Origin of the sequence: Tunturiibacter empetritectus, from assembly GCF_013410875.1 — a bacterium.
GTDB classification, from domain to species: Bacteria; Acidobacteriota; Terriglobia; order Terriglobales; family Acidobacteriaceae; genus Edaphobacter; species Edaphobacter empetritectus.
In genome coordinates, this window is the sequence record NZ_JACCCU010000001.1 from 288,003 (window position 1) to 311,915 (window position 23,913).

The 23,913-nt window shown below is 58.5% G+C and carries 27 protein-coding genes; 13 read left to right on the plus strand and 14 right to left on the minus strand.

Features of this window, described 5'->3' with window-relative positions; translation table 11 throughout:
- The gene (gene gcvH, locus HDF08_RS01165; protein ID WP_179636620.1) at positions 1 to 390 is read right to left on the minus strand and encodes a glycine cleavage system protein GcvH; all 390 of its coding nucleotides are present in this window, start codon (positions 388 to 390) and stop codon (positions 1 to 3) included.
- Positions 391 to 439: 49 nt separating this feature from the next.
- Positions 440 to 1,579 carry a glycine cleavage system aminomethyltransferase GcvT gene (gene gcvT, locus HDF08_RS01170; protein WP_373563164.1) on the minus strand — a complete coding sequence of 380 codons (1,140 nt, stop codon included), beginning with the start codon at positions 1,577 to 1,579 and terminating at the stop codon, positions 440 to 442.
- Between the two features lie 270 nt (positions 1,580 to 1,849).
- Here gcvT and HDF08_RS01175 point away from each other — a divergent pair, with 270 nt between their 5' ends.
- Positions 1,850 to 2,350, plus strand: coding sequence for a hypothetical protein (locus HDF08_RS01175; protein WP_179636622.1), 501 nt, complete (start codon positions 1,850 to 1,852; stop codon positions 2,348 to 2,350).
- A 36-nt stretch (positions 2,351 to 2,386) separates the two neighbouring features.
- Here HDF08_RS01175 and HDF08_RS01180 read toward each other — a convergent pair whose 3' ends face one another.
- The 4 genes from HDF08_RS01180 to HDF08_RS01195 form a co-directional block, all read right to left on the minus strand.
- Entirely contained in the window at positions 2,387 to 2,950 is a 564-nt protein-coding gene (locus HDF08_RS01180; protein ID WP_179636623.1) for a hypothetical protein, read from the minus strand.
- 98 nt (positions 2,951 to 3,048) lie between these two features.
- Entirely contained in the window at positions 3,049 to 3,585 is a 537-nt protein-coding gene (locus HDF08_RS01185; RefSeq protein ID WP_179636624.1) for a hypothetical protein, read from the minus strand.
- 130 nt (positions 3,586 to 3,715) lie between these two features.
- Positions 3,716 to 5,329 (minus strand): acyl-CoA mutase large subunit family protein, encoded by a 1,614-nt coding sequence (locus HDF08_RS01190; RefSeq protein WP_257030822.1) that lies wholly within the window; start codon positions 5,327 to 5,329, stop codon positions 3,716 to 3,718.
- Between the two features lie 169 nt (positions 5,330 to 5,498).
- A complete protein-coding gene (locus HDF08_RS01195) occupies positions 5,499 to 6,029 on the minus strand; it encodes a hypothetical protein (RefSeq protein WP_179636626.1) in 531 nt (176 codons plus the stop codon).
- 135 nt (positions 6,030 to 6,164) lie between these two features.
- Here HDF08_RS01195 and HDF08_RS01200 point away from each other — a divergent pair, with 135 nt between their 5' ends.
- Together HDF08_RS01200 and HDF08_RS01205 are read left to right on the plus strand one after the other, a co-directional pair.
- A complete protein-coding gene (locus tag HDF08_RS01200; RefSeq protein ID WP_179636415.1) occupies positions 6,165 to 6,317 on the plus strand; it encodes a hypothetical protein in 153 nt (50 codons plus the stop codon).
- A gap of 169 nt (positions 6,318 to 6,486) precedes the next feature.
- Complete coding sequence (locus tag HDF08_RS01205; protein ID WP_373563096.1) at positions 6,487 to 6,807, plus strand: hypothetical protein; 321 nt, start codon at positions 6,487 to 6,489, stop codon at positions 6,805 to 6,807.
- A 146-nt stretch (positions 6,808 to 6,953) separates the two neighbouring features.
- Here the strand turns inward: HDF08_RS01205 and HDF08_RS01210 are convergent, their stop codons facing one another.
- Together HDF08_RS01210 and HDF08_RS01215 are read right to left on the minus strand one after the other, a co-directional pair.
- Positions 6,954 to 7,316: a VOC family protein gene (locus HDF08_RS01210; RefSeq protein ID WP_218884469.1), complete on the minus strand. Its 363-nt coding sequence runs from the start codon at positions 7,314 to 7,316 to the stop codon at positions 6,954 to 6,956.
- Between the two features lie 300 nt (positions 7,317 to 7,616).
- Complete coding sequence (locus HDF08_RS01215) at positions 7,617 to 8,120, minus strand: DinB family protein (protein WP_179636628.1); 504 nt, start codon at positions 8,118 to 8,120, stop codon at positions 7,617 to 7,619.
- A gap of 120 nt (positions 8,121 to 8,240) precedes the next feature.
- On the opposite strand from HDF08_RS01215, the gene HDF08_RS01220 reads away from it, so the two are divergent.
- From HDF08_RS01220 to rpmA, 3 genes are all read left to right on the plus strand, one after another.
- On the plus strand, positions 8,241 to 9,197 hold the full coding sequence (locus HDF08_RS01220; RefSeq protein ID WP_179636629.1) for a helix-turn-helix transcriptional regulator: 957 nt from the start codon (positions 8,241 to 8,243) through the stop codon (positions 9,195 to 9,197).
- A gap of 832 nt (positions 9,198 to 10,029) precedes the next feature.
- Positions 10,030 to 10,365, plus strand: a complete 336-nt coding sequence (gene rplU, locus HDF08_RS01225; RefSeq protein WP_179636630.1) for a 50S ribosomal protein L21 — start codon at positions 10,030 to 10,032, stop codon at positions 10,363 to 10,365.
- Positions 10,366 to 10,427: 62 nt separating this feature from the next.
- Entirely contained in the window at positions 10,428 to 10,703 is a 276-nt protein-coding gene (rpmA, locus tag HDF08_RS01230; RefSeq protein WP_158942398.1) for a 50S ribosomal protein L27, read from the plus strand.
- Positions 10,704 to 10,928: 225 nt separating this feature from the next.
- Here rpmA and HDF08_RS01235 read toward each other — a convergent pair whose 3' ends face one another.
- The 3 genes from HDF08_RS01235 to rpsU form a co-directional block, all read right to left on the minus strand.
- A complete protein-coding gene (locus tag HDF08_RS01235) occupies positions 10,929 to 11,849 on the minus strand; it encodes an MBL fold metallo-hydrolase (protein ID WP_179636631.1) in 921 nt (306 codons plus the stop codon).
- A 50-nt stretch (positions 11,850 to 11,899) separates the two neighbouring features.
- Positions 11,900 to 12,313: a zinc-ribbon domain containing protein gene (locus HDF08_RS01240; RefSeq protein WP_179636632.1), complete on the minus strand. Its 414-nt coding sequence runs from the start codon at positions 12,311 to 12,313 to the stop codon at positions 11,900 to 11,902.
- Positions 12,314 to 12,602: 289 nt separating this feature from the next.
- Positions 12,603 to 12,800, minus strand: coding sequence for a 30S ribosomal protein S21 (gene rpsU / locus HDF08_RS01245; protein ID WP_014267628.1), 198 nt, complete (start codon positions 12,798 to 12,800; stop codon positions 12,603 to 12,605).
- A 140-nt stretch (positions 12,801 to 12,940) separates the two neighbouring features.
- On the opposite strand from rpsU, the gene HDF08_RS01250 reads away from it, so the two are divergent.
- From HDF08_RS01250 to glgC, 5 genes are all read left to right on the plus strand, one after another.
- A complete protein-coding gene (locus HDF08_RS01250) occupies positions 12,941 to 13,462 on the plus strand; it encodes a gamma carbonic anhydrase family protein (RefSeq protein ID WP_179636633.1) in 522 nt (173 codons plus the stop codon).
- 32 nt (positions 13,463 to 13,494) lie between these two features.
- The gene (gene hisS, locus HDF08_RS01255; protein WP_179636634.1) at positions 13,495 to 14,787 is read left to right on the plus strand and encodes a histidine--tRNA ligase; all 1,293 of its coding nucleotides are present in this window, start codon (positions 13,495 to 13,497) and stop codon (positions 14,785 to 14,787) included.
- 3 nt (positions 14,788 to 14,790) lie between these two features.
- Positions 14,791 to 15,174: a DUF6188 family protein gene (locus HDF08_RS01260; protein WP_179636635.1), complete on the plus strand. Its 384-nt coding sequence runs from the start codon at positions 14,791 to 14,793 to the stop codon at positions 15,172 to 15,174.
- 69 nt (positions 15,175 to 15,243) lie between these two features.
- A complete protein-coding gene (aspS, locus tag HDF08_RS01265; RefSeq protein WP_179636636.1) occupies positions 15,244 to 17,064 on the plus strand; it encodes an aspartate--tRNA ligase in 1,821 nt (606 codons plus the stop codon).
- 255 nt (positions 17,065 to 17,319) lie between these two features.
- Complete coding sequence (glgC, locus tag HDF08_RS01270) at positions 17,320 to 18,612, plus strand: glucose-1-phosphate adenylyltransferase (RefSeq protein ID WP_353070381.1); 1,293 nt, start codon at positions 17,320 to 17,322, stop codon at positions 18,610 to 18,612.
- A gap of 202 nt (positions 18,613 to 18,814) precedes the next feature.
- Here glgC and HDF08_RS01275 read toward each other — a convergent pair whose 3' ends face one another.
- On the minus strand, positions 18,815 to 19,651 hold the full coding sequence (locus tag HDF08_RS01275; RefSeq protein ID WP_257031010.1) for a hypothetical protein: 837 nt from the start codon (positions 19,649 to 19,651) through the stop codon (positions 18,815 to 18,817).
- Between the two features lie 176 nt (positions 19,652 to 19,827).
- Between HDF08_RS01275 and HDF08_RS01280 the strand changes: the two genes are divergently transcribed.
- Both HDF08_RS01280 and HDF08_RS01285 read left to right on the plus strand, forming a co-directional pair.
- Positions 19,828 to 20,040 carry a Sec-independent protein translocase subunit TatA/TatB gene (locus HDF08_RS01280; RefSeq protein ID WP_179636638.1) on the plus strand — a complete coding sequence of 71 codons (213 nt, stop codon included), beginning with the start codon at positions 19,828 to 19,830 and terminating at the stop codon, positions 20,038 to 20,040.
- 264 nt (positions 20,041 to 20,304) lie between these two features.
- Complete coding sequence (locus HDF08_RS01285) at positions 20,305 to 21,111, plus strand: PPK2 family polyphosphate kinase (protein ID WP_179636639.1); 807 nt, start codon at positions 20,305 to 20,307, stop codon at positions 21,109 to 21,111.
- Between the two features lie 411 nt (positions 21,112 to 21,522).
- Here the strand turns inward: HDF08_RS01285 and HDF08_RS01290 are convergent, their stop codons facing one another.
- Positions 21,523 to 22,413, minus strand: a complete 891-nt coding sequence (locus HDF08_RS01290) for an EamA family transporter (RefSeq protein WP_179636640.1) — start codon at positions 22,411 to 22,413, stop codon at positions 21,523 to 21,525.
- A 24-nt stretch (positions 22,414 to 22,437) separates the two neighbouring features.
- Positions 22,438 to 23,760: a VWA domain-containing protein gene (locus HDF08_RS01295; RefSeq protein ID WP_179636641.1), complete on the minus strand. Its 1,323-nt coding sequence runs from the start codon at positions 23,758 to 23,760 to the stop codon at positions 22,438 to 22,440.
- Between the last annotated feature and the right edge of the window lie 153 nt (positions 23,761 to 23,913).

Consider the following 23,913-nt stretch of genomic DNA (forward strand, 5'->3'; position numbering starts at 1 on the left):
TTAGTGTCCGGTCTCTTCAGCAGTAAATTTCTCGTAATCGGCCGCGGTCAAAAGCCCATCGACCTGCTTCGCATCCGCAAGCTCAACCTTCAGCAGCCAGGTCGTATTCGCATCCGTGTTGATCTTCTCCGGAGCGTCCTTCAACTCTTCATTGATCGCCGTCACCTTGCCCGACACCGGCGCAAACAGGTCCGACACCGCCTTCACCGACTCCACCGAACCGAAGCTCTTTGACGCCTCTACCGAATCGCCCACCTTCGGCAGGTCGACAAACACAATGTCACCCAGCGAGTTCTGCGCGTAGTCCGTGATGCCGACGGTTCCAATGTTGCCGTCGACCTTGATCCACTCGTGTTCCTTCGTGTAGCGATAGTCCGCAGGGTAAGCCATTCATCGTTCTCCAGAGAAAGTGTGTGTGACTCAATTGTAGATGCTCGGGCTACGCGGTTTTCTTCGCCCGTTTATAGAAGGGAAGCGGAACAACCTTGGCCTTCACCATCTGGCCGCGAATCTCCACCGCAACCTCGGTATCAAGCGCGGTGTACTCCACTGGCACATAAGCCATCGCAATATTCTTCTTCAGAAACGGCGAAGGCGATCCGCTGGTAATCTCGCCAAGCCGCTTTCCTTCAACCGAAAACACCGTATACCCATCCCGCCCAATCCCGCGCTCGATCATCTCCAGCCCCACCAGCTTGCGGCCCGGCCCACCCGCGGCTTCTATCGCCACCAACGCGGCGCGCCCCACAAACTCCGGCTTCTCGAGCTTCGCATATCGCCCCAGCCCAGCCTCCAGCACGTTGATCGTGTCCGAAATCTCATGCCCATAGAGCGCCATCCCAGCCTCGAGCCGCAGCGTATTCCGTGCCCCCAGCCCACACGCCAGAATCCCGAACTCCGCGCCCGCCTCCAGCACCTCGCCCCATACCCGCGCACTCGTCGGCTCGTCCGACGGAATATAAATCTCAAACCCATCCTCGCCCGTATACCCCGTCCGAGCGATCATCACGTTATGCAGACCACACACCTGCCCCCACGTAAACCAGTAGTTCTTGATCGTGCTCAAATCCGTCGAGGTCAGCTTCTGCAGCGTCTCCGCGGCTCTCGGCCCCTGGATCGCAAGCTGCGTGTAGTAGTCGCTGAAGTCGTTCACATGCACGCCCGGCATATGCCCGATCGTCTTCCGCACCCACTCGACATCCTTCTCCCGCGTGCCGGCATTGATCACGATCAGGTAGTCGTTGTCGGAAAGCTTATGCACAATGACGTCATCCACAAATGTGCCATTCGGATACAGCATCGCCGAATAGTGCGCCTGTCCCACCGCCAGCTTCGAAGCATCGTTCATGCAAAGCTGCTGCACCGCCGCCAGCGATCCCGGCCCGCGCAGCTGAATGTCTCCCATGTGCGACACGTCGAACACGCCCACCGCCGTCCGCACCGCCATATGTTCAGCAATCAAACCGCAGCAATCCACCGGCATATCCCATCCGCCGAAGTCGACCATCTTGGACTTAGCCGCCCGGTGCACCGCGTTCAATGCCGTCTTACGAAGTGGTATTTGCAGTTCTGACAAGATAATCGTCTCCAATCGTTATCGTAGAGTGCGGACACCTCAAGGTCAACGCGGGGGATTGTCAGGATAATAAGACTGTGCCATCCTTCATTGACTCGTCACCATTTGGAGGCTTCGTTGCAATCTCTTCGTGTCCTTGCCATATTTGCTTCTCTCCTGTCCGTAACACCGTTCGTGCATGCTCAAAGCTCACCTGAGCCTATTCCGGGCGTTCGGATACCTAATGGCAGCATCCCATGGGCCCTTGATCTTTACGAAGGCAGACAACAGATCGTGCCGATCCATCACACGAGCGTCGAGGTCAACAATCACAAAGGGGCAAACGTCGCCGGCTCGCTCGCTGGAAGCGTCTTCTATAAGCCCAAGATGACGACAGAGGTAAACGGCGCACACGCCAGGGTTGCTCTTCATACAGATAAACCTGTCTTTTATGTCCACGTCATGGATGATCCCGGCGGCGACTCGTCCGCGTCTGCCGCCAACTGGGCCATCGTTCGCGCCAGCATCGATAAAGATCGCCGCATCCTTTCCCAGGTCAACTTCACGCAACTTACGGGAAACGCTAAGAGAAATGCCTTCCAGGTAGATGCGAGTATCGAAAAGCTTGATGACGGTTGGTTCAAGATCGTTCCCAAAGAGCCATTAGCTCCCGGCGAATATGCACTCCAGCCCGTGCCGAAGGCTGCGAACACCTTCTCCACTGTCGTCTTTGATTTCACCATCGACTCCAAAGCCCCAGACGCGTCGGACGCTCTCTCTGCACCCACGTCTTAACAAACGTAGGCAGACGTAATCGCAACTGCTGCTAATTCAGGGCATCATGCGCGTCTTCAAAGATTCAACCTGTTGCTTCAGAGCAGCATAGGCTGTATCGGTAGGCTGCCCCTGTGTCTGCCACACCACGTTCCCTTGATTATCAACGACCAAAAGATAAGCATCGTCCGGTTGACTGTAGTGCGTTATAGCCTTCCATCCGGCCTCATTGTTAGCAACCGGCACAACTCGAGGCTGCGCCCGCTCCGGCGTCGACGACTTGATCGACCGCAGCACAACCCCCCGGACAAATCCCGGCACTGCAGCCACCACCGGCAACTCGTAGTACGCCACGACAGGCGAGGTCCGATAGTCCGCCGCAATCCTTCGCGCCCAGCCCGTCACTTCCTCTCGGGAGCCGCGACTGAATCCGATGACCAGAATCCCAGCCGTCTTCCCCTGCAACGCCGCAGGTAGATTCACCGCCTGATTCGCAAACGAGGTGCCACGAACCTCCGGGATCCGCTCCGCCGAAGCACAAGGAACGATCATCAGTCCGGTTACCGCCAGCAGCGCCAACGACAGATTGCGGCTGATAGGACGCTTCGCTCTCCAACCCATAGACTCAGTCTAGAGTCACCCGCCTCTCAACCTCTTTTTGGCCCTCAAATCGATACGATCCGATGAAACTTCATCCACCAGCTTTATCGTGCAGCTTCTCAGTGCATTCCGCTCGGCAGCGACTTCGTAAGTCTTCCCGCATCTAGCACAAGTTCAGCCAGCGCCTCGTCGAAGTTGTGATCATGCGTCTTCTGCAGCGCCGCAGGAGCCACCGATTCGGTCAGCGCCCAAAGCACAAAGTGCGTCGCCCTGTCGTAGATCACTAGCCGGAACATCGGCAGCGGATCGGAGGCTCCATTTTGCTTGTTCGCGTTCTGTGGACCATTGGGTGCCGTCAATTGCAGCTCGAAGACCAGGTCTGCCTCACTCGGCGTGCTCACCAACTGATACCGGCCCCAGCTCGACATATCCGCATAAAACTGGTTATAAGCCCGATCCGGATCGCCACTGAACGGGTGAGGGAATAGCCCGCTATCGGCCCCCGCATTCGAGATAAACACCTTCTTCGCATTCACTAGCAAAGCCGGCACCGGAGCCGCATCCGGAGTCACAGGCTCCTGTCCGGACGCAAAAACCCCAAACGGAAACAGAACCAAAGCAACACAAAAACCCACAACCAACCGAATCCGGATCATCGTAGTGTCCTCTCCCTGCGAACCGAGAGTGCCGTGTCGCGAAAGCACAATCCGTCCACGCACTCCATCAGACGCACGACAAGTTACAAATGTTTCGCATAGCCAAGCAGCCTCGTCACGACCAACACGCCTAGACCGTCACCGACTCGCGATATTCACCAAACACCCTCCGCATCACATCTGCAATCTCCCCCACCGTCGCAAAGCTCTCTATAGCGTTAAGTATCTGCGGCATCAGATTGCTTCCACCCCGCGCCGCATCTTCCACCCGCCGCAGTGCCGCAGCATGCACTCCTGCATCCCGTCGCAGACGCATCGCACGAACCCGTTCCACCTGCCGTCCCTCCAGTGCCTCATCGATCCGCTGTATCGGCACCGCAACCTCCTGCTCACTCGCGAACTCATTCACCCCAACGACAATCGCTTCCTTCGCATCCACCGCCTGCTGATACCCATAAGCCGCATTTTGTATCTCCCGCTGCACATATCCTTGGTCGATCGCCCGCAGCATCCCATACTTCCCGCCCAGATCGAAACGCGCAATTGTAGCCAAATACTCCTCGGCCCGCCGCTCAATCTCATTGGTCAGCGACTCCACATAAAACGACCCCGCCAGCGGATCCACCGACTGCGCCACCCCACTCTCATGCGCCAGAATCTGCTGCGTCCGCAAAGCAATCCGCGCCGCATTCTCCGTCGGCAGCGACAACGCCTCATCGAACCCATTCGTATGCAGACTCTGCGTCCCACCCAGCACGGCCGCCAGCGCCTGCAGCGTCGTCCGTGCGATATTGTTCTCCGGCTGCTGCGCCGTCAGCGTCGATCCAGCCGTCTGCGTATGAAACCGCAGCATCCAGCTCCGCGGGTTCTTCGCGCCAAAGTGCTCCCGCATAATCCGCGCCCACATCCTCCGCGCCGCACGAAACTTCGCCACCTCTTCCAGCAGATTGTTATGCGAGTTGAAGAAAAAACTCAGCCGCGGCGCAAACGCATCCACCTCCAGCCCCGCGTCAATCGCGGCCTGCACATACGTCATGCCATCGGCCAGCGTAAACGCCACCTCCTGCACCGCCGTACATCCAGCCTCGCGCATGTGGTACCCCGAGATCGAGATCGTATTCCACTCCGGCACCTCGTCGGCCGCCCACGCAAAGATGTCCGTCACCAGCCGCATCGCATGCGTCACCGGATAGATATACGTCCCCCGCGCAATGTACTCCTTCAAAATATCGTTCTGAATCGTACCGTTCAGCCCTTTGACCTTCGCCCCCGTCCGCTTCGCCACCGCAACATACAGCGCAAGCAAAATCGATGCCGTCGCATTGATCGTCATCGACGTCGAGATCGTATCCAGCCGAATCCCATCGAACAGCCGCTGCATATCCTCGATCGAATCGATCGCGACCCCAACCTTCCCCACCTCCCCCAGCGCCAGCGGCGAGTCCGAGTCGTACCCAATCTGCGTCGGCAGATCGAACGCCACACTCAACCCCTTCGTCCCATGCGCCAGCAAAAACTTATACCGTTTATTCGACTCCTCCGCATCCCCCATCCCGGCATACTGCCGCATCGTCCACAGCCGTCCGCGATACATCGTCGGCTGAATCCCCCGCGTAAACGGATACTCCCCCGGCTCCCCCACCGCATAAGCCGCGTCGACGCCCGCAAGATCCTCCGCCCGATACACCAGCTCCACCGGAATCCCGGAGCTCGTCTCCGGCTGCTTCGAGTCCGCTTGTTTCAAGTTGTTTTTCTTCTCGTCAGACATGCCGAACAAGTGTACCCGTCCGCACACTGCTGCTGCAGTCAGCGCAGTTTCAAAGAGACTGTGATGACCGGGTGCCCTATCCTTCGCGCTCTTTGCGAAGAGTGGGAAGCGACATTGTTCGCATCACATCAACACCGAAGAAGCGTTAGCTCCGCTTACCCCTGCGGTTCGCCTTCACAAAGCTGCTCACGCAGAAGTACCCAAACACCACCGCCATCGCCACCGCCAGCAGCAGATGTCCATGCGCCTCATGGTTCCCCGCCGTCTCATGCAGCTCCCCGCGCATCTTCCACGCATTGCTCACCGCAAACGCCGCGAAGATCCCGAAGAAGACCCCGGTAAACTCCAGCCAGAGCTGACTCGAAGCCTTTGCAAACGGCCCCCACACCGCCTCGCCAAACCGCTTCCCGCCGCGCTTTAGCCCCTTGCCCGTCTCGACCACCTGAGCCGTCGTTCGCGCTGTCTTTCCCCCCAGCCGAGCGCCCGACACTTCCGCCTTACTCCGGGCAGCGTTCGCCGCAGAAGTCTCAGCCCCCGCAGCCGAAGCACTCGGAGCCTTCCCCGCGACAGAAGGATTCGGCGCCGTAGCCGCATCCACCGCCGTCACCAGCGTCTTAGCCGCCAGCCGAGCCCCAATCCCAAGCGTGCGACCGAACCGAACCGAATCCATACCCAAGAGTGTAGCCGTTCCTCATCACTCGGCGAAATCATTCCCACGATCACCGCATCCGCCACTTTCCCTAGAATTTCGACTCCCACAACGCATCGTTTTTCCCGGCATTGGAATCAGAGCAAACAGAGGAGCCCCATAATGAAGAGCACGCTCTGGATGATCGGCGGGTTCTGTGCCGCCGCCGCTGGCTTTCTGGTCCTGGGATGCCGCCGCACCCCAGCCGTAGAGCTTCTCGCTCACCGCTTAGAAGACGCCTGGGCCGACCATCACACTGTTGTTGAAACCACTTAGAGTCATCACCCGGTCCCTGAAGAAATGCCGTTGCGGCGGCCACCGCCATGGGCGTATTCTTTAACCAGAAGCCAGTGACGCCGACATACCCGCAATGCCGTTCCCGCCGGTCACCTTCGCTGGGAATACCCGATGCGTGGAGTAGTTCGAACGATAGGGCAGCCCGGAGGTGGCATTGAATCAGAAGGTCAAAAACCTGATACAGAAACTTGGCGAAGCGATCCACGAGTCCGTCTCGGAGTCGGAGGATATAGCAGGCGTCGTCAAAAACATCCGCGAACAGGGTTTTGATGTCCTCCTCATGCTTGAGGCCACCATCGGTCTCAACGAGGTTGAGGCAGAAGCCGACGAGGCCACTGAAGGCGCCGAAGAAGGCACCACGGGCCCATTCACCTCAAACGACGTATCCTTTCTGAAGTCCTTGCGCATCAGCCTCACTGAAGACGAGTCGACAGACGATACCGATTCCACCGACACCACCGAAGCCTAAGCACCGCAGTTGTACCGAAGGCTGACACACAGAAGACTTGACCACGAACGGCTGATCACAGAAGTCCAGGTAGCCCTCTCATGCGACCGTGGTCCACGGCTTCTGTCGTGTCTTGGCTTGGTCGGTCCAGCCGAAGTCATGCGACGTTAGTCATGGTGGAAGTAGAAGAGGTTCCCGTCCAGATCCATGACAGTGAACTGTCGCAATCCCCACGGCTTTTTTTCCAGAGGATCGACGATCTTCGCACCTGACGACTTCAACTCCTGGTATGTCGCATCGATATCGTTAGCGAACATCCAGTGCACCGCAGGGTCGAACGGCAGCTTCCTCTTCCGAAAGAAGATCGCCGCCTTACCGCGGGACACGGCTCCAATCCCTTTATCCGGTTCAAGCCATCCAATCTCAAAGCCCAGTACATCTCTGTAACGCTGTTGTGCGCGTTCAACATCAGCGACCGGCAACTCCGGCACTGGTGGGCCAATCGAGGTCATCTTCTCTTTGACGTCCATGGACTCCTCCTTTTGCTCTCCTTTATGCAACAAGACCGCCAACGCGTCAAATTTCAGACTCGCACAAAGTAGTCATGGGATCTGTAGATCTTTATGGCCAGAGGGGTAAGGATAAACTTGACCGCTATCTCTTCCTCATCCGCAACTCTGCCAGCTTCCATCCACGGTCCATAAGTCTGGCCATTCAAGCTTGAAGCTTGATCCCAAGGAATCTCCTCGTGCCGAACCAATCGTCACACCGAACAGAGAAGCCGCCTGAAGACAGATAGCAGGAGTTCGACCTGCTATCTGCCCCATTCTTTAGTGAAACTCATCCGCGCTCGGCCCATAGATCGCCGGCACCTTCGCATCATTCAGCCGCAGATAAACTGTAAGCTGTCCGCGATGATGTGCCAGGTGGCTCAGCGCGCCATTCGAAATCGTGACATACCTCGGCCCCTCAGAAAGCACCTGATCCCCCATCTTCAGCTTCCAGGTCTTCATCAGATGCTCTTCGGTCGTATTCTCCAGCGCCCTTCGCGAAGTTTTGAGTCCCTCCTCAAGCAGCGAAGCCAACTCCGTCCGCGTCTCCACCGCCTTTGTCTGAAAATTCCTTCCATTCCCATTCAAATCCAGCTCATCGTGATCGATCATCAGCGCCACCCAGCCAGGCATCGTCGCCACCAGCGCCGCCAGCTTTCCCAACTCCATCGACTTCTCATGCGGCTTCCACGAGTTCTGCCCCTCAGGCACCCGCTCAATCGCCTTTCTTGACGCCTCAGCTTCGCTCTCCAACTGCTCCAGAAAATATCTCCTGAACTCCATCGCACTTCCTCCTTGGAAAGCCTCGGGCTTTCACTTCGAAAGTTAGTCTCCTATATATGACATCTAGTGTCATATTAAAGAAATAACTTTATTTGAAAGGAAAGGAGGGCAGACAAATCCATGAAGTCCGATCGCCTCCTCTCCACCCTCATGCTCCTTCAGGCCCACGGCCGTCTCTCCACCCGCGAGGTAGCCGAGCGGCTCGAGATCTCCCAGCGCACCGCCCATCGCGATATGGAAGCCTTATGTACAGCGGGCATTCCCCTCATCGCCCATCGCGGCGCAACCGGCGGCTGGGAGCTGCAAAGAGGCTGGCGCACCAAGGTCCCCGGCCTCGACGACGCCGAACTCCAGGCCCTCCTCATGGCCCAGCCCAGCGCTCTCGGCGACCGCAAACTCACCGCCGCCGCCCAGCGCGCCTTCGACAAACTCATGGCCTCCATGCCCACCGCCATGCGCCTTCAGGCCCACTCCATTCAGGCTCGCCTGCACATCGACCCTACCGGCTGGAGACCCACCCCCGAAGACCTCTCCATGCTCCCCCTTGTGCAGGATGCCCTCGCCCGCGACTGCAAGCTCACCTTCCTCTACACCCGCGCCGACGGCGAATCCAGCTCCCGCACCGTCGATCCACTCGGCATCGTCTGCAAACAAACCGTCTGGTATCTCATCGCGCAATCCTCGGCGGGCACTCGCACCTACCGCATCTCTCGTATGCGCGAGGTCGTAGTCCTCGCACTCCCATTCCTCAGACCGTCCGGCTTCGATCTCGCCGCCTACTGGAAACAAAGCACCGCAGCACTCAAAGACCGCCAACAGACCGTCGCCACGATCCTCGCACTCTCAGACGAAGGCGTCGCCTCCATCGAGCGTTGGTGTCCTATGGTTCCCGCACTCAACCATCGCGCATCACGCACCCTGCCTAAGGGCTGGCATCTCTTTCACGTCGAGTTTGAAAGCTACCAGCAAGCCCGCTTCGTCATTCTGGGCCTCGGCTCTCGCGCTGCAGCTATTGCACCGCCCAATCTCCGCAAAGAGATCAAAGCAGAACTCCGCCGCATGATTCACTTCACATAGCAAAGCCGCAAACCGCGCTTACCCCTTCGCATCCTTGAACTCTGCCAGATGCAGTCGGACCGCCATCGTTGCTGCCTATATTGTTGTTGCCGTCGCCGGTGTCTGTGCCATCGCTGTCGCTGTCGCTGTTGCCGTCGCCGTTGCCGTCACCTTTCCTATCAGCCCCATGAAAAGCCACGTCATCCTGAGCGAAGTTGCTCACGGCACTTTGTGAGCAACGCAGTCGAAGGATCCCCGTATTTGTCTTTGCTGTTGCTGTTGCTGTTGCATTTGCCTTTTTGCCCGTGAAAACCCATGTCAACCCCCAACCACTACAAAACCCGCTCCAGCCGCGGCTTTTCGCGTGGCGTATTCCCCAGCTCAAACCAGTACAATTAAAGAAGAGGCAAAACCCAATCAGGCAGGAGGCAAAGGCAACTGCAACAAAATAAATATTTTGCGCACAAGCCTCCTACAATCAACAGCTTGCAGCCATACCCTCACCGTAAACCTATGCAAGCATTAGACTTACTCCCAAAATACCCAACTACCAGGGGGGAGGGGGTCATACACGGCAAGCAAGGAGCCAGGAGTCAGAAGGGAACATCGTTGACCCCCATCTAGGAACGCGATACACTCATTAAGTTTGGCGCTGCAGCCCGTCTGTCTTCATCTCAAGATGATCTCGAGGGTTGCAGGGACGACAGGCTTAGGCCCGGCGGTCACTGGAAACCCGAGACTGCGATGGCTTGACCGGTTGGCTTACTGTAGTGCTCCTGTATGCGCCCATGCAGCACAATCTATTTTCTGAAGAAAGCGGTCAGCATCACGCGACTCGCTTGAGGTTCTAGTCATGTACGCAGTCATCCGCACCGGCGGCAAACAGTATCTGGTCTCCCCTGGCGAGAAGTTGAAGATTGAAACCACCGCCCACGAGAACGGCAACATCGAGTTCTCCGACATCCTTGCCGTCAGTGGCGAAGCTGGCAAGTTCGAGTCCGACCTCACCGGCGCCAAGGTGCTTGCCTCCGTCGTCGGCGAAGGCCGCGGCGAAAAGATCCTCGTCTTCAAGCTCAAGCGCAAGAAGCAGTACAAGAAGATGCAGGGCCACCGCCAGAACTTCGTCGAGGTCAAGATCAATGAGATCCTCGTCAACGGCAAGAGCTTCAAGGAAGAAGCAGCAAAGTAAAGCTTCCCGGCAAATTTTAATAAGCGCCAGAGCCCAGAGGGCAGCGCGAAAGAGGCAATCGAATGGCACATAAAAAAGGATTAGGTTCTTCCAAAAACGGCCGCGACTCAAACGCCCAGCGGCTCGGAGTCAAAGTATTCGGCGGCCAGACCATCCTCGGCGGCGGCATCATTGTCCGTCAGCGTGGCACCCCGCTCAAGCCCGGCGCCAACGTCGGTCGCGGCAAAGACGACACCCTCTTCGCCAAGGTCAACGGCATAGTCCGCTTCCAGGACAAGGGACAGCAGGGTCGCTTCGTCAACGTCGACCCAGCCGAGCTTACCTCCGTTCCTGTCTAGTCGCCACAAGTCACCAGCTACTGGCCACAAGTCACCAGCAAGTCACCACAATCTGCACCTGAGAACCCTGCCCAAGTGCAGGGTTTTCTATTTCAGAAACTGTCCTGCCGGACGGGCTCCCTGCGCGGGCGGCGGTCACTTCGTGACGTGTATACCCCTTTGGTTGGCGCTCCCGATGGTCGCAAACGAAGTTGATTCCGACCAACGGGAGGATCACGCGAAGCTTCAAAAAGGCGTGTGAACGCCCGCCACCAGAACAGGCTTGCCCTTCTCATTAAACCCGATCCGCCCCATCGGCGTCTCATGGTCATGCGTAAACAGCACCAGCCACTTCTCCGGAATCGCCCGCGAGTAGAACCGCTTCCGCTGCGCAATTGTCTCCACCGGGTCCAGGTCATACCCCATCACCCACGTCGGATCCAGGTGCGCGCTGGTCGGAATTAAATCCGAGATATAGCAGGCTTGTTGTCCCTTCGACTCCACGTGAACCGCCATCAACTGCGCCGTATGACCGGGAAAAACCTCCACGCTCACGCCCGGACAGATCTCCGGATTCACCCTGATTCCAGCCTCGTCCAGCAGCGTCATCTGTCCCGACTCCACCAGCGGATCATAGTTCGGTGAGAGATAACTGACCCGATCCCGATCCAGCTGCAGATGTCCATGTTCCACCTCGCCACGATGCGCAAAGTACCGCGCATTCGGGAACGTCGGAGTCACCGAGCCATCCGGATGCAGCGTAGTATTCCACCCGCAGTGGTCGAAGTGGAGGTGAGTGTTCACCACCACATCCACCTCCTCAACCCTCACCCCAGCCGCGGCAAGAGACTGCGGCAGAAGCTCCTGGTTGCACTGGATCTCCCGCATCTTCGCCGGCTGCTTATTGCCGACTCCGGTCTCAATCACCACCGTATGCTTACCAGTCCGCACCACCACTGTATTCAGCCCCAGCAGAATACGGTTCTGCTCATCCGCCGGGGCCCGCTTCTCCCACAACGGCTTCGGCACCACACCGAACATGGCGCCGCCATCGAGCTTATAGGTCCCATCCGTGCATACGATGAGCTCGAACTCCCCAACCTCAGTCCGCGCCCGAACCAGCTCCTCAGCCGCATCGCGCAGCCCAATCCCGTCACCAACGCCCATAGATCCCTCACCCACATCCTACTGTGAGGGAGACAGGCAAAGGGTAAGAGTTAGACCCGCGAAGCCGCCAGCAGCTCGACGCTGGCCGCAACGTGCTCCCCAGGAGCACCCGCAACCATCCCCGCTGTCTCGGCCGCAGTCACCAGCGCCCCCGTCGTAGGAGCACGCTTGCTCTGGAAGCACTGCCGGCAGAGCACCGGTCGCCCCTGTGTCGGCTTGAACGGCACCGTGGTCTCCACCCCGCACTCCGAGCATTCCGTACGCGTCTCCGTGCGCGACAGACCCGCCGCCGCCGGCCCCGCCCCTGCCTTCAGTCCCACCCCGGACCGTTTGGACTTGCAAGGCTTACACCGCTTCGGGTCATTCTTGAATTGTTTGTCGAAGAAAAAGAGTTGTTCCCCGGCGGTGAAGATGAACTCGCCACCGCAATCTGCGCAGGTTAATAGCCGATCCAGAAATTCCATGCCGCTTCTCCCGTCCTACGGAAAGGAAGAACACCCGAGGGGCCTGATCGTGGCAACACCGCAAGGGGTTTACCTTTACTGATGACCATTACGCTTTGGATTTTGAAGGGGGCCCGAAACTGCGAGTTCGTGGAATTTGCTACGATTTGCCGGTCAATGCGAACCCAGGAAACAGGTTCTATCTGCCGGGGCTAGTCGATGGCGGGAGTCCACCTCTAGCGGTTCAAATGGCCGCCTCTTCAAACTCTCTGATCGAGGAAGAGGCGGCACATCCTGGTTGTGGAGCTGACTAATCCTGCTCCTTACGGACCTTCTTGCGATTGCGCTTACGTGCAAGCGCTTCTTTCACACGCTTCTTCTCACCTGGTTTCAGATAAAAAGAGTGACGCTTGACTTCCTTGATAATGTCTTCTGTCTGCACCTTGCGCTTAAAGCGCCGCAGGGCATTCTCAAGGGGTTCGCCTTCTTGTACTCGAACCTCTGCCAAGAAAAATACACCTCCAACCACTCCCAATGGGGATACATCAAGAATACGCCGTTTCGTCAAGAAAATCACATAAATCGTTGGTAATTCGAGGCCGGATACCACTCTGAAATCTTTTGCATTCCAAAGGTAGAATTTGTTACATGATTCGCACTTATCAGGCACACACACCGGAAATTCCTGCCAGCTGCTATGTCGACCAGTCGGCTCAAGTCATCGGTGACGTTACCCTCGGCGAACAAGCCAGTATCTGGATGAACGCAGTCGTCCGTGGCGACGTAAATTCGATCCGCATCGGCGCGAAAAGCAACGTGCAGGACTGCGCCGTCCTTCACGGCATGCGCTATCTCTATCCGGTAATCGTAGGCGAACTGGTGACCATCGGACACAATGCCACCGTGCACGGATGCGTCTTGGAAGACATGGTTCTAGTTGGCATCGGCGCGACCATCCTCAACAACGCAAAGATCGGCGAGGGATCGATCATCGCCGCAGGTGCCGTGATCCCAGAGCAAACAGTGGTTCCACCCAACTCACTCGTTGCAGGTGTTCCCGGCAAGGTGCGGCGAACACTCGGCGATATGGACCGCGAGCTAATCCTCAAGTACGCGCAGAACTACCTCGACTACACCGCGATCTACCTGGCAGAAGCCTCCGGAACGTAACTAGCGGCTCCATCTTCGCTACACTGAGAGAGATGGCTACTTTGAAGGCAGTACGCGGGACTCGGGACTTGTTGCCTCCCGAGACGGCGCTTTGGAACTATGTGGAGGCTACGGCGAGAGCCGTCTTTGCACGCTACGGATTTGGGGAGATTCGCACCCCGATCTTCGAGGATACTGCGCTGTTCGCGCGCGGGGTAGGCGAGGAGACCGACATCGTCTCCAAAGAGATGTACACCTGGGAGGATCGCACGCGAGCCGACAGCGACAGCGCGCAGAGCCTGACGCTCCGACCCGAAAACACCGCCGGCGTAGTACGTGCCTACATCGAGCACAAGCTCGCAGACACAGGCATGCTGCAGAAGCTCTTCTACATTGGCCCCCAGTTCCGGCGCGAGCGCCCACAGCGCGGACGCTATCGGCAGTTCTGGCAGATCGGCGCAGAGGTCCTCGGACCAGCATGGTCAGGCGCTGACAGCGCACTGCGCGACGCAGAAGTTCTCGAGATGCTCTCGACCTTCCTGAACGAGCTCGGCGTAAAGGGCTGGAAGCTCGAAGTCAACTCGGTGGGTTCCTCGACCGACCGGCCCAGGTACATCGCGGCTCTGCGAAAGGCGTTGGCTCCCGTGAAGGATCGAATGAGCGCGGACAATCAGCGCAGAGCCGAGACCAATCCGCTGCGCGTGCTCGACTCGAAGGATGCTGGCGATCAGGAGATCATCAACAGCCTCCCGAAGATCGCGGACTTCCTCGATGACGCCAGCAAGGAGCACTTCGCCCAAGTGCTTGCCGCACTCGATGCCTGCGGCGTTGCCTATACCATCAACCCGCGCCTGGTTCGCGGCCTGGACTACTACACCCGAACCACCTTCGAGTTCACCGTCCCTGATGGAAGTGGACTCGGGACACAGAACGCTCTGTTAGGAGGCGGTCGCTACGATGGACTCTCCGAGATGCTCGGCGGACCAAAGGCCCCTGGAATAGGCTTCGCCATCGGAGAAGACCGGCTGATCCTAACGTTGCAGGCCCAGGAATCGGCTGCTGTTGCGCAGAAGCTCGATGCGTTTCTCGCTCCAATGGGAGTCGCGCAGAACGCCGCCGCACTCGCGCTGGCGCAGGAGCTTCGTCGATCTGGACTCGCCGTTGAGGTGGGAGACGGAACCTTTCGATTGAAGAAGTCCTTCGAAGCCGCCGACAAGCTCGCACGGCGGATGGTGATTGTCGGCGAAGACGAGGTTTCCTCGGGTATCCTGACGGTCAAAGACTTCAGCGCCGGCGAACAGACAAAGGTTCCTAGAGCAGATTTGGCCGAAGTGTTGCGAGGATAGGTCATGCACGGATTGGCAGCAGATGCAGATCTCAGCTTTCTAAAGGGAAAGTTGCTGACCCAGATCTGTTTCGGAGAATTTCAGGTTCAACTTCATTTTCATGAAGAGAGTACTTATATCTCCGTCGAGTCGTCCTTCGAGTTCGAGCAGGCTGACGGAGTCTTTGAAAAATATGTCGTTGGTCCTGAGTCCGGTGAACGGAACATTCATCAATTCGCCAATCAGTTGACTAAATTTATTGGTGGCACTGTAGAGCATGTCGAATGGGTTGTAGATGGAACCCTGACACTCACTTTCCCGACGCACGGAAAGTTGAGGGTCCTGGACGACAACCCGCGATTTGAGGCTTATCAGATCGGCCATGGCAAAGACTTCTTCGTTATTTAGATCGCAAGAACTCCGTACAATAGGAACATCGTGACACTCGACTTTTTAGGCACTCTGCAGCGCACACTTATGTGCGGTGAACTTCGTATCGAACAGGACGGTCATGAGATCGTCCTCATGGGGTGGGTCAACCGCCGCCGCGACCACGGCAACCTCATCTTTCTCGACGTACGTGACCGCAGCGGTATCACCCAGGTCGTGCTCGATAAAGAGGTCTCCACCGAGGCGCACGCCAAGGCCGAGGCTGCGCGATCCGAGTACGTGGTCGCGGTCAAGGGCAAGGTTCGCCGGCGCGGTGCAGGGCTCAAGAATCCCAACATGCCGACCGGCGCGATCGAGGTCGTCGCCAGCGAACTGCTGCTGCTCAACGAGGCCAAAACTCCTCCGTTCTCGCCCGCCGAAGATGCGATTGCGAACGAAGAGGTCCGGTTGAAGTATCGCTATCTCGACCTGCGGCGGCCACAGATGCAGCACAACTTCGAGCTGCGCAGCAAAGTCGCAATGGCGATCCGCAACTACCTAGTCGACCAGGGCTTTCTCGAAATTGAGACGCCCTTCATGACACGATCGACTCCCGAAGGCGCACGCGACTACCTCGTCCCCAGCCGCGTGCATGCGGGAAGCTTCTACGCATTGCCGCAGTCGCCGCAGATCTTCAAGCAGATTCTGATGATCTCCGGCTTCGACAAGTACTTCCAGATCGCGCGCTGCTTCCGCGATGAAGATCTTCGCGCCGACCGCCAGCCCGAGTTCACCCAGATCGACCTCGAGATGAGCTTCCCCCAGCAGGAGAAGGTCTTTCGCGTAGTCGAAGGATTTCTCACCGCCGCGTTCAAGACAGCTTCCATCTCTCTGACGACACCTTTTGTGCAGATGACCTACGACGACGCGATTCGCAACTACGGCATCGACAAGCCGGACATGCGACTGCCCGCGATGGTTTCTCTGACCGACGTGCTGACGCCAGAGCTGCGCGATTCGCTGAAGATCGAGAAGGACCTGCCGGTACTTGGATTCGTGATTCCCAAGGCGGGCACGCTCAGTGGAACGCAGAAGCGCGCGCTGGTGGAGGAGATCCGCGCAACCTTCGGCGACAGTGGTCTCGACTTTCTCGACGTGGCGCGGCTGAAGACCAACGAGGCCTTCGCTTCGCTGGCTGCGTCCATCGAAGCGAAGCTCTCAGACGAACAGACTCGCTTTGAAGCAGCCACGAAGCAGGTGGACGCTGCCGATCTGGTCATCGTAATCACCCCCAAACTCGGCACGCCCGCAAAGTGGAACCACGATCCGCAGTGGATCTACAAGCGCGTAGGCGCATTGCGCCTGCAGCTTGCGGCCAAATTCGCCGACAAACACAAGCTCTTCGAAAAGACCGGCACCGAAGCTGACTACAAATTTCTCTGGGTCACCGACTTCCCCATGTACGAGTGGGATGAGGAGACCAAAGTATGGAACGCCGCACATCATCCCTTCACCTCACCCCATGAAGAGGACATCAAAGCCGGCCGCCTCACCAACGATAAGGGCGCAGTGCGAGCCCTCGCCTACGACATCGTTCTGAACGGCACCGAACTTGGCTCAGGCTCGATCCGTATTCACCGCCAGGATGTGCAGGCCGAGATCTTCCGCTCGCTCGGCATGTCGGACGCCGAGGCGAAGCAGCGCTTTGGCTTCTTCCTCGATGCACTCGAGTACGGCACCCCCCCGCATGGCGGCATCGCGCTTGGCCTCGACCGCATCGTGATGATCCTCGCAGGCGCAACCAGCCTGCGCGAGGTCATTGCCTTCCCCAAGACGGCCAAGGCGATCGACCTGATGGTGGACGCGCCCACGCCGGTCAGCGATCAGCAGATGCGCGAACTGCACCTGAAGACGGTGACTAGAACTTAGAGCAACCTCCTCGTCGAGTAGAGTGGCGATAAGTCACGAAAGCCGCTGTCTCAGATTCGAGACAGCGCACACCCGCGTTCGCCCGAGACCCCAGCCACCAAAACATCCCTTCCCGAAGCCTCCGGCCCACCCACATTCCAAAGTCAATCTCTGCATGGTAGACTCGCGTTTCCCTGTAACACGTGGGTCGCTTTGTGCATCTGACTGACGTGGTACGAAGCTCAGCCGCCTAACGCAGAACTCGGAGTCCGTAAGATTATGAGAGATACCCTTGGTGTTCTACTCGCTGGTGGTGCAGGCGAACGGCTCTTTCCCCTCACCCGCGATCGCGCAAAGCCTGCTGTCCCCTTCGCCGGCCAGTACCGCATCATCGACATCACCCTCTCCAACTGCATCAACTCCGACCTCCGCCACGTCTATATCCTCACCCAGTACAAGGCGCTCTCCCTCAACCGCCACATCCGCGAGGGCTGGGGCACCGTCGTAGCCAACGAGCTAGGCGAGTTCATCGAGATTCTCCCTCCCATGCAGCGCGTCTCCAAGTCCTGGTACCAGGGCACCGCCGACGCCGTCTACCAGAACATCTACTCCATCGGCTCCGAAGAGCCCAAATACGTCCTCATCCTCTCCGGCGACCACATCTACAAGATGAACTACGCCCTTATGATGCAGCAGCACGCCGACTCAGGCGCCGACGTCACCATCGCAACCCTTCCCATCAAGCCGGAAGAGGTATCTTCCTTCGGCGTCGTCGAAGTCGCGCGCAACGGAGAGGTCACCGGCTTTGAAGAGAAGCCAAAAGAAACCAAGCTTCGCTCGCCCTTTAACCCCGACATGGTCGACGCCTCCATGGGCATCTACATCTTCAACACCGACATCCTTCTCCCCGAACTCATCAGAGACGCCGAAGACCCAGACTCCAAGCACGACTTCGGCCACAACATCCTGCCCAACATCCTCGGCCGCGTCAAAATGCACGCCTACAACTTCGTCGACGAGAACAAGCAGAAGGCCCTCTACTGGCGCGACGTCGGTACCCTCGAGGCCTACTACGAGGCCAACATGGACGTCGCCGGCGTCACCCCTACCTTCAACCTCTACGACAAGTCCTGGCCCATGCGCACCCGGCCCTACCAGTACCCGCCCGCCAAGTTCGTCTTCGGCGAGCCTGGCCGCACCGGCATGGCCATCAACTCCATCGTCGCTGCCGGCTCCATCGTCTCGGGCGCAGTTGTCCGCAACTCCGTCGTCTCGCAAGACGTTCGCGTCAACTCCTACGCCGACGTCGACTCCTCAATCGTCTTCTCCCACGTCAACATCGGCCGCCACTGCCGCATTCGCCACGCCATCATCGACCGCGACGTCCACATCCCCGACGGCACCGTCATTGGCTACGACCCCAACGAGGACAAGAAAAACTACTTCGTCTCCCAGAGCGGCCTTACCGTCGTCACTCGCGATTATTCCGTCTACGAAAACCCAGTCTCCCCGGAGTTCCTCAACCGCGACGTCCCAGGCAAGCCCGTAAACGTAGGCCTAGCAGAATAAGAGGCAGTCTCATTCCCGACCAACGGGAGGACAACCTACGCCAATCAATCAAGACAAGGTATACAAGTCACGAAGTGACCGCCCCACGCGAAGTGGGCCCGTCCGGCAGGACAGGTGGCTGCTATTTGGCGCACTCAAAGAAGCAAAAAACAGGCCGCCCAATAAGGCGACCCGCTTCTCTTACGCTCAACTTAGCGACAACCTACTGCTTGCCAATCCGATACACCACGCCGCCGGAGACCGAAAAGAACTCCCGCGTCTCGGTCCCGAAGTGCTCCAGGATCAGATCCGGCGAAATCCGGATCGCCCAGTTCTTCGAGCGATTGAAGTCGATGCTCGCTCCCAGCGCCGCAATCGGCTTCGTACGGTTGGAGTAGAGGCCCGTAGCCGCGTACGCCTCGGCCTTCGACACCACCAGATCCTTAAAGCTGTAGTCAAAGGTTCCGTGAGACACGCCGCCGTAGCCATGGAAGTTCAACGCGGCATAATGGTTCCTGTACTTGGTGCGATACTGCGCGCCTGCCATGATCGTATTCAGGTAAACCAGTGGCCGGTTGTTGATGCCGGTACCGCCCGTCGTACTCGTCGGCCGGGTAATTCCCGAGTTCGCGAACACAGGTGTCGTTCCCGCATCGATCCGGTAGTCAACCCCTACTCCGATAGCCCGCGTAAACCAGTGATCTCCCGGCAGCCAGTACGTGCCCAGCACCTCGCCGCCGCCCAGGTTCATACGGTTGGGCAAAGACTGCCCAGCCTGGAAGTTCATAAAGTTCAGGCCGCCGTAGATCTCATACTTGTTGTCGTAGGTCGCCGGCGCCGCAAGAGCGATCTTCGTATTCGTGATCGGCACCGTGTTCTGCGTCGGCTGTGTCGCCGAAGACGAAGTAGCCTGCGCCCGGCTCTGCGTCCCGCCCGTCATCAGTAAACCCGCCGCCAACACTCCAAAGAAGGCGCGTTGCCCTGTCCTCCGCGCCCCGGTCAACTTCCATGCACCACTCGTCTTCAATCGCAACATCCGTCTCCGCATCTCTTCCAGCATCTGCAACTGCACTTCTTTCAGTTTTCTTCGTGCACTTACCCTGTGTACACATACCAAGATATAACGTTCAGCCAACATCTGCTTCGGCCGCTGCGGCGTATCTATCCATAGCGCGCACCTGTGCGACAATAGTGGGTGGCAGTCGGTGCATGTGCCAGGCTGCAGGGAGAAACAGTATGGGCGAACTATTTACACCAACACATCTCATCGTTATCGCCGTAGTTGTCCTGGTCCTCTTCGGTGGCAAGAAGCTGCCTGAGCTCGGCAAAGGCCTCGGCGAAGGTCTCCGCGGCTTCAAGGACGGGATGAAGGGCGTCAACGACGAGGTCAACAAGCCGACCGAGACAACCCACGCCGTCACTCCCAAGCCTGAAGAATCGGTCAAATAACGCAACCTCCTCCCGCGATACAACTCCTCTTGCTAAAAGCTAAGTCCTGTGTCCTGCCGGACGAGCGTCCTGCGCGGACGGCGGTCACTTCGTGACTTGTATACCGGTCTTGGCGGAATGAGCGGCACAGGTCCTCCCGTTGGTCGGCGTAGAATTCAGCTTGCGACCAACGGAAGCGCCAAGCGAAGCGGTAAACAAGTCACGAAGTGACCGTTGCCCGCGCAGGGCGCCCGTCCGGCAGGACAAAACGAGGGAACCATCCGAATGAAGATCAAATCCCCCTACCTCATCAAGCCAAACGCGCACATCCGGCTCACCAAAAAATCCACCTTAGACACCGGCAACTACAAGTCCGAGGAAGCCGCTGCAGCCGTCCTGGTCAAGCACCGCACCCAGCTCGCCGCCCTGCAGGACGTCTTCTACGCCAGCCAGACCAAAGCCCTCCTCATCGTCCTGCAAGGCATGGACACCGCCGGCAAAGACGGCACCATCAACCACATCTTCTCCGGCATCAATCCCCAAGGCTGCGACGTCGCCTCCTTCAAAGTCCCCACCCCGCTTGAAGCCCGTCACGACTTTCTATGGCGAGTCCACGCCCAGGTTCCGCCGCGCGGCATGATCGGCATCTTCAATCGCTCCCACTACGAAGACGTCCTCTCCCCACGGGTTCACAAGCTCATCTCCGAAAAGACCGTTCGTCGCCGCCTCGACAACATCAACACCTTCGAGAGCATGCTCGTCGACAGTGACGTCCTCATCCTCAAGTTTTATCTCCACATCTCACGAGACGAGCAGACCGCGCGCCTCCAATCCCGCATCGACGCCTCAAAAAAGCGGTGGAAGCTCTCCGAGGCCGACCTCCACGAACGCAAGTTCTGGCCCCAGTACATCGACGCCTACGACCACATCCTCTCCACCACCAGCCCCAAACACGCCCCCTGGTTCGTCATCCCCGCCGATAACAAGTGGTATCGCAACATCGCCATCTCTACCATCCTCGTAGACGTCATGCAAAGCCTGAAACTCAAATTCCCTGAGCCCACCATAGACGCCTCCACCATCAAGCTCTAACCGCTGTCGCTGTCGCGGCTTTCATTGCTGTTGTTGCTGTTGCTGGTGTTATTGCTGTTGTCTGTCCTCTTGTTTGTCATCCCGTAGGGATCTGCTGTTCGTTTTTGCAGTTGCAGTTGCCGCTGCACTTTCTGTTGTTCTTGCTGTTGCCGATGTTCTTGCTGTTGCCGATGTTCTTGCTGTTACCGATGTTCTTGCTGTTACCGATGTTCTTGCTGTTACCGTTGCACTTGCTGTTGCTTCTGAGGTAGAGCAGGGCTTCAGGCCTGCGTCTAATCCCGCCGCGAAGCGGCCTCCTCTCTGCCGAAGGCCGGAGCGAAGCCCGAAGGGGCGAAGCGACAAAATATTGCCTTTGCCGTTGCTTGTTCTTATCTCCCTATCAGCCTAATTAACCCCACCCAGCTAAATCTACTAAACCGTAACCATCACCACCGCCGCCGCCGCCACAGCCATCCCCCAAGCCTGCCTCCGCGTGGGCCGCTCCCTCAACGTCCAAGCCGCCAGCAAAATCGTCGAAGCCGGATAAAGCGAAGCCAACACCGCCGCCACATCCAGCCGTCCCGCCCGCGTCGCCGCAACATAAAACAGATTCCCCGAAGTATCCAGCAGCGCCGTAGCCATCGCCCACAACACCACCGGCCGCGTCACCCGCACCTGCCCCTCGCCTTTCTTCGACCGAAGCGACATCCCCGCCAGCATCAGCGCACAAACCCCAATACTCCCCATCCTGGAGGTAGCCAGCGGCCAGATCACACCCGTCTTCGCCGCCGCCACCTTCAGCGCCGTGAAGTAAATCCCAAACCCCACGCCGCCGATCACCGCCAGCCAGAAGGTACTCCGGTCTGCCGGCTTCGCCTCAGCATTCTCCCCCGCAGCAATCAGCCAGATCGAAACCCCAGCCACCAGAAATCCAGCCAGCTGCAACATCCCCGGCGACCCCTCCCACGCCGCAGAAAACGCCGCCGGAATCGTCGCCGCCAGCAACCCGCTCAACGCCGCCGAAGCCCCCATCGCCCCGCGCGACAGCGCAATGTAAAAGCAAGCCAACGCAACCCCAGCAGTCACGCCTGCCACCACTCCCCACAGCAGCGCAGCTCCATGCGGAAACGCATCTCCCCGCGCCCACGCCGCCAGCACCAGCAAGCTGATGCTCGCGCAGTGACTCAGCAAAATCACCCGCAACGCCGCACCCATCGAGCCGCCGGCCCGCTTCACGCCCATGCCGCCCGCAAAATCCCCACCACCCCACAGCACTGCGGCAGCCAGCGCCAGCAGCGCATTTCCATGCACCATCATCTCCATCAGATTCCGATCAGGCCACGCGTCTTACTTGACCGACACAATCCCCGCAGGCCGCGAGTCGCCCGCCGTCGGGTAGTAGCCCTTCTTCGCGATCACCGTCAGGTTCGGCCGCATCACCTTCACCTCAAGCGTCCGGTACTTGCCATCGATAAACGGCTCATGCGTGTAGTAGCCGACCGTGTATTGCGTCCGCACCTCTTCCGCGATCTTCGCAAAGCTCGTCTCGATACCCTTCTGCCGGAACTCGCCATCAAAGTTTCCGCCCGTAGCATTCGCATACGCCGGCAGAATATTATCCCGCATCGTCAACGGCAGATGGATCCGATCCAGGAATCCAATCACCGGCAGCGACGAATCGCCAACCAGCGTTCCATACACCGCAATCTTGTTCGTGTTCAGATACTTCACCACCTGCGAAAACTTCGCCGTGCTTCCATACTCCCGTCCATCGCTGATTACATAAATAATCCGCCGCCGACCGGTCTTGGTCTTCGACAACGCCGTCGCCGCCGCCAGAATCGCATCGTTCAGCGTATGTACATCCCGCGGAACGTTCTGAATTCCCAGGATGCTCGTTCCATGAGTTGCATTCGTGTTCGGATCGGTATGGCTATCCTGCCCGCCGTTGATGCTGATGTTCTGCCCCAGCGGCCCCGTCGTGTCGTAGTAGATCGGCTCGCGCCCCGTCACCTTCGACCGCTCCAGCACCGCCTCCAGACGCGCACTCTGCGCCCCGGTAAAGTCCGTCTGCATCTTCGGCCCGTTGTTATACGTAAACACCGAGACCTCGTCATACGGCGTAAACGCCCCCTGCAGCGCAGACAGCGAGTTATTCACCTTCGCCATATTGTCGTAGGTCATACTCTGGTCGATCACCAGTGCTACCGACAGAGGAAACGGATCGACCGTAAACAGATCCAGCTTCTGCCGCAGGTTGTTCTCATACACCCGCACATCCCGCCACGTCAGCCCCGGCACCAGCCGCTGCTTGTTGTCCTTCACCGTAAACGGCACTTCCACAAAGTTGGTCTGCACCCGCAGCGTAAACTCCCCCGGCCCCTGCCCCGCAGCAGGAATCTCAGGCGGCGGTCCATCATCCTGCTTCTGCGCTGCGGTCTCCGGCAGCCTGCTAGGCACACCGCCATCCTGCGTGGGAGCCGAGTTATCTCCAGCCGACTCTGGCGTCGTCCCAGCACCGGGCGTCACCGGCCCAACCGGCAGCCCCTGCGGCCTCGGAGCATCCGGAATCGCCTGTGGCTTCGGCCCATCAGGAATCGCCTGTGAGATCGGCTGTTGCTGTGCTGCATCCTGCTGCGCCTGCGTCAGTGCCGGCTGTCCAGCCATCATGCACGCCAAAGCTCCCGCCAATATACCGTTCCTAACCAAGCGAAAATCCCCCATCTCTTCCAGCCGGGCCTTCATAACCCAAAGCTTCACGAACTAACAGACTATCAGCGCAACATCCCCGCCGCCATCCCCATCCCGCAGGACCCCAGTCGC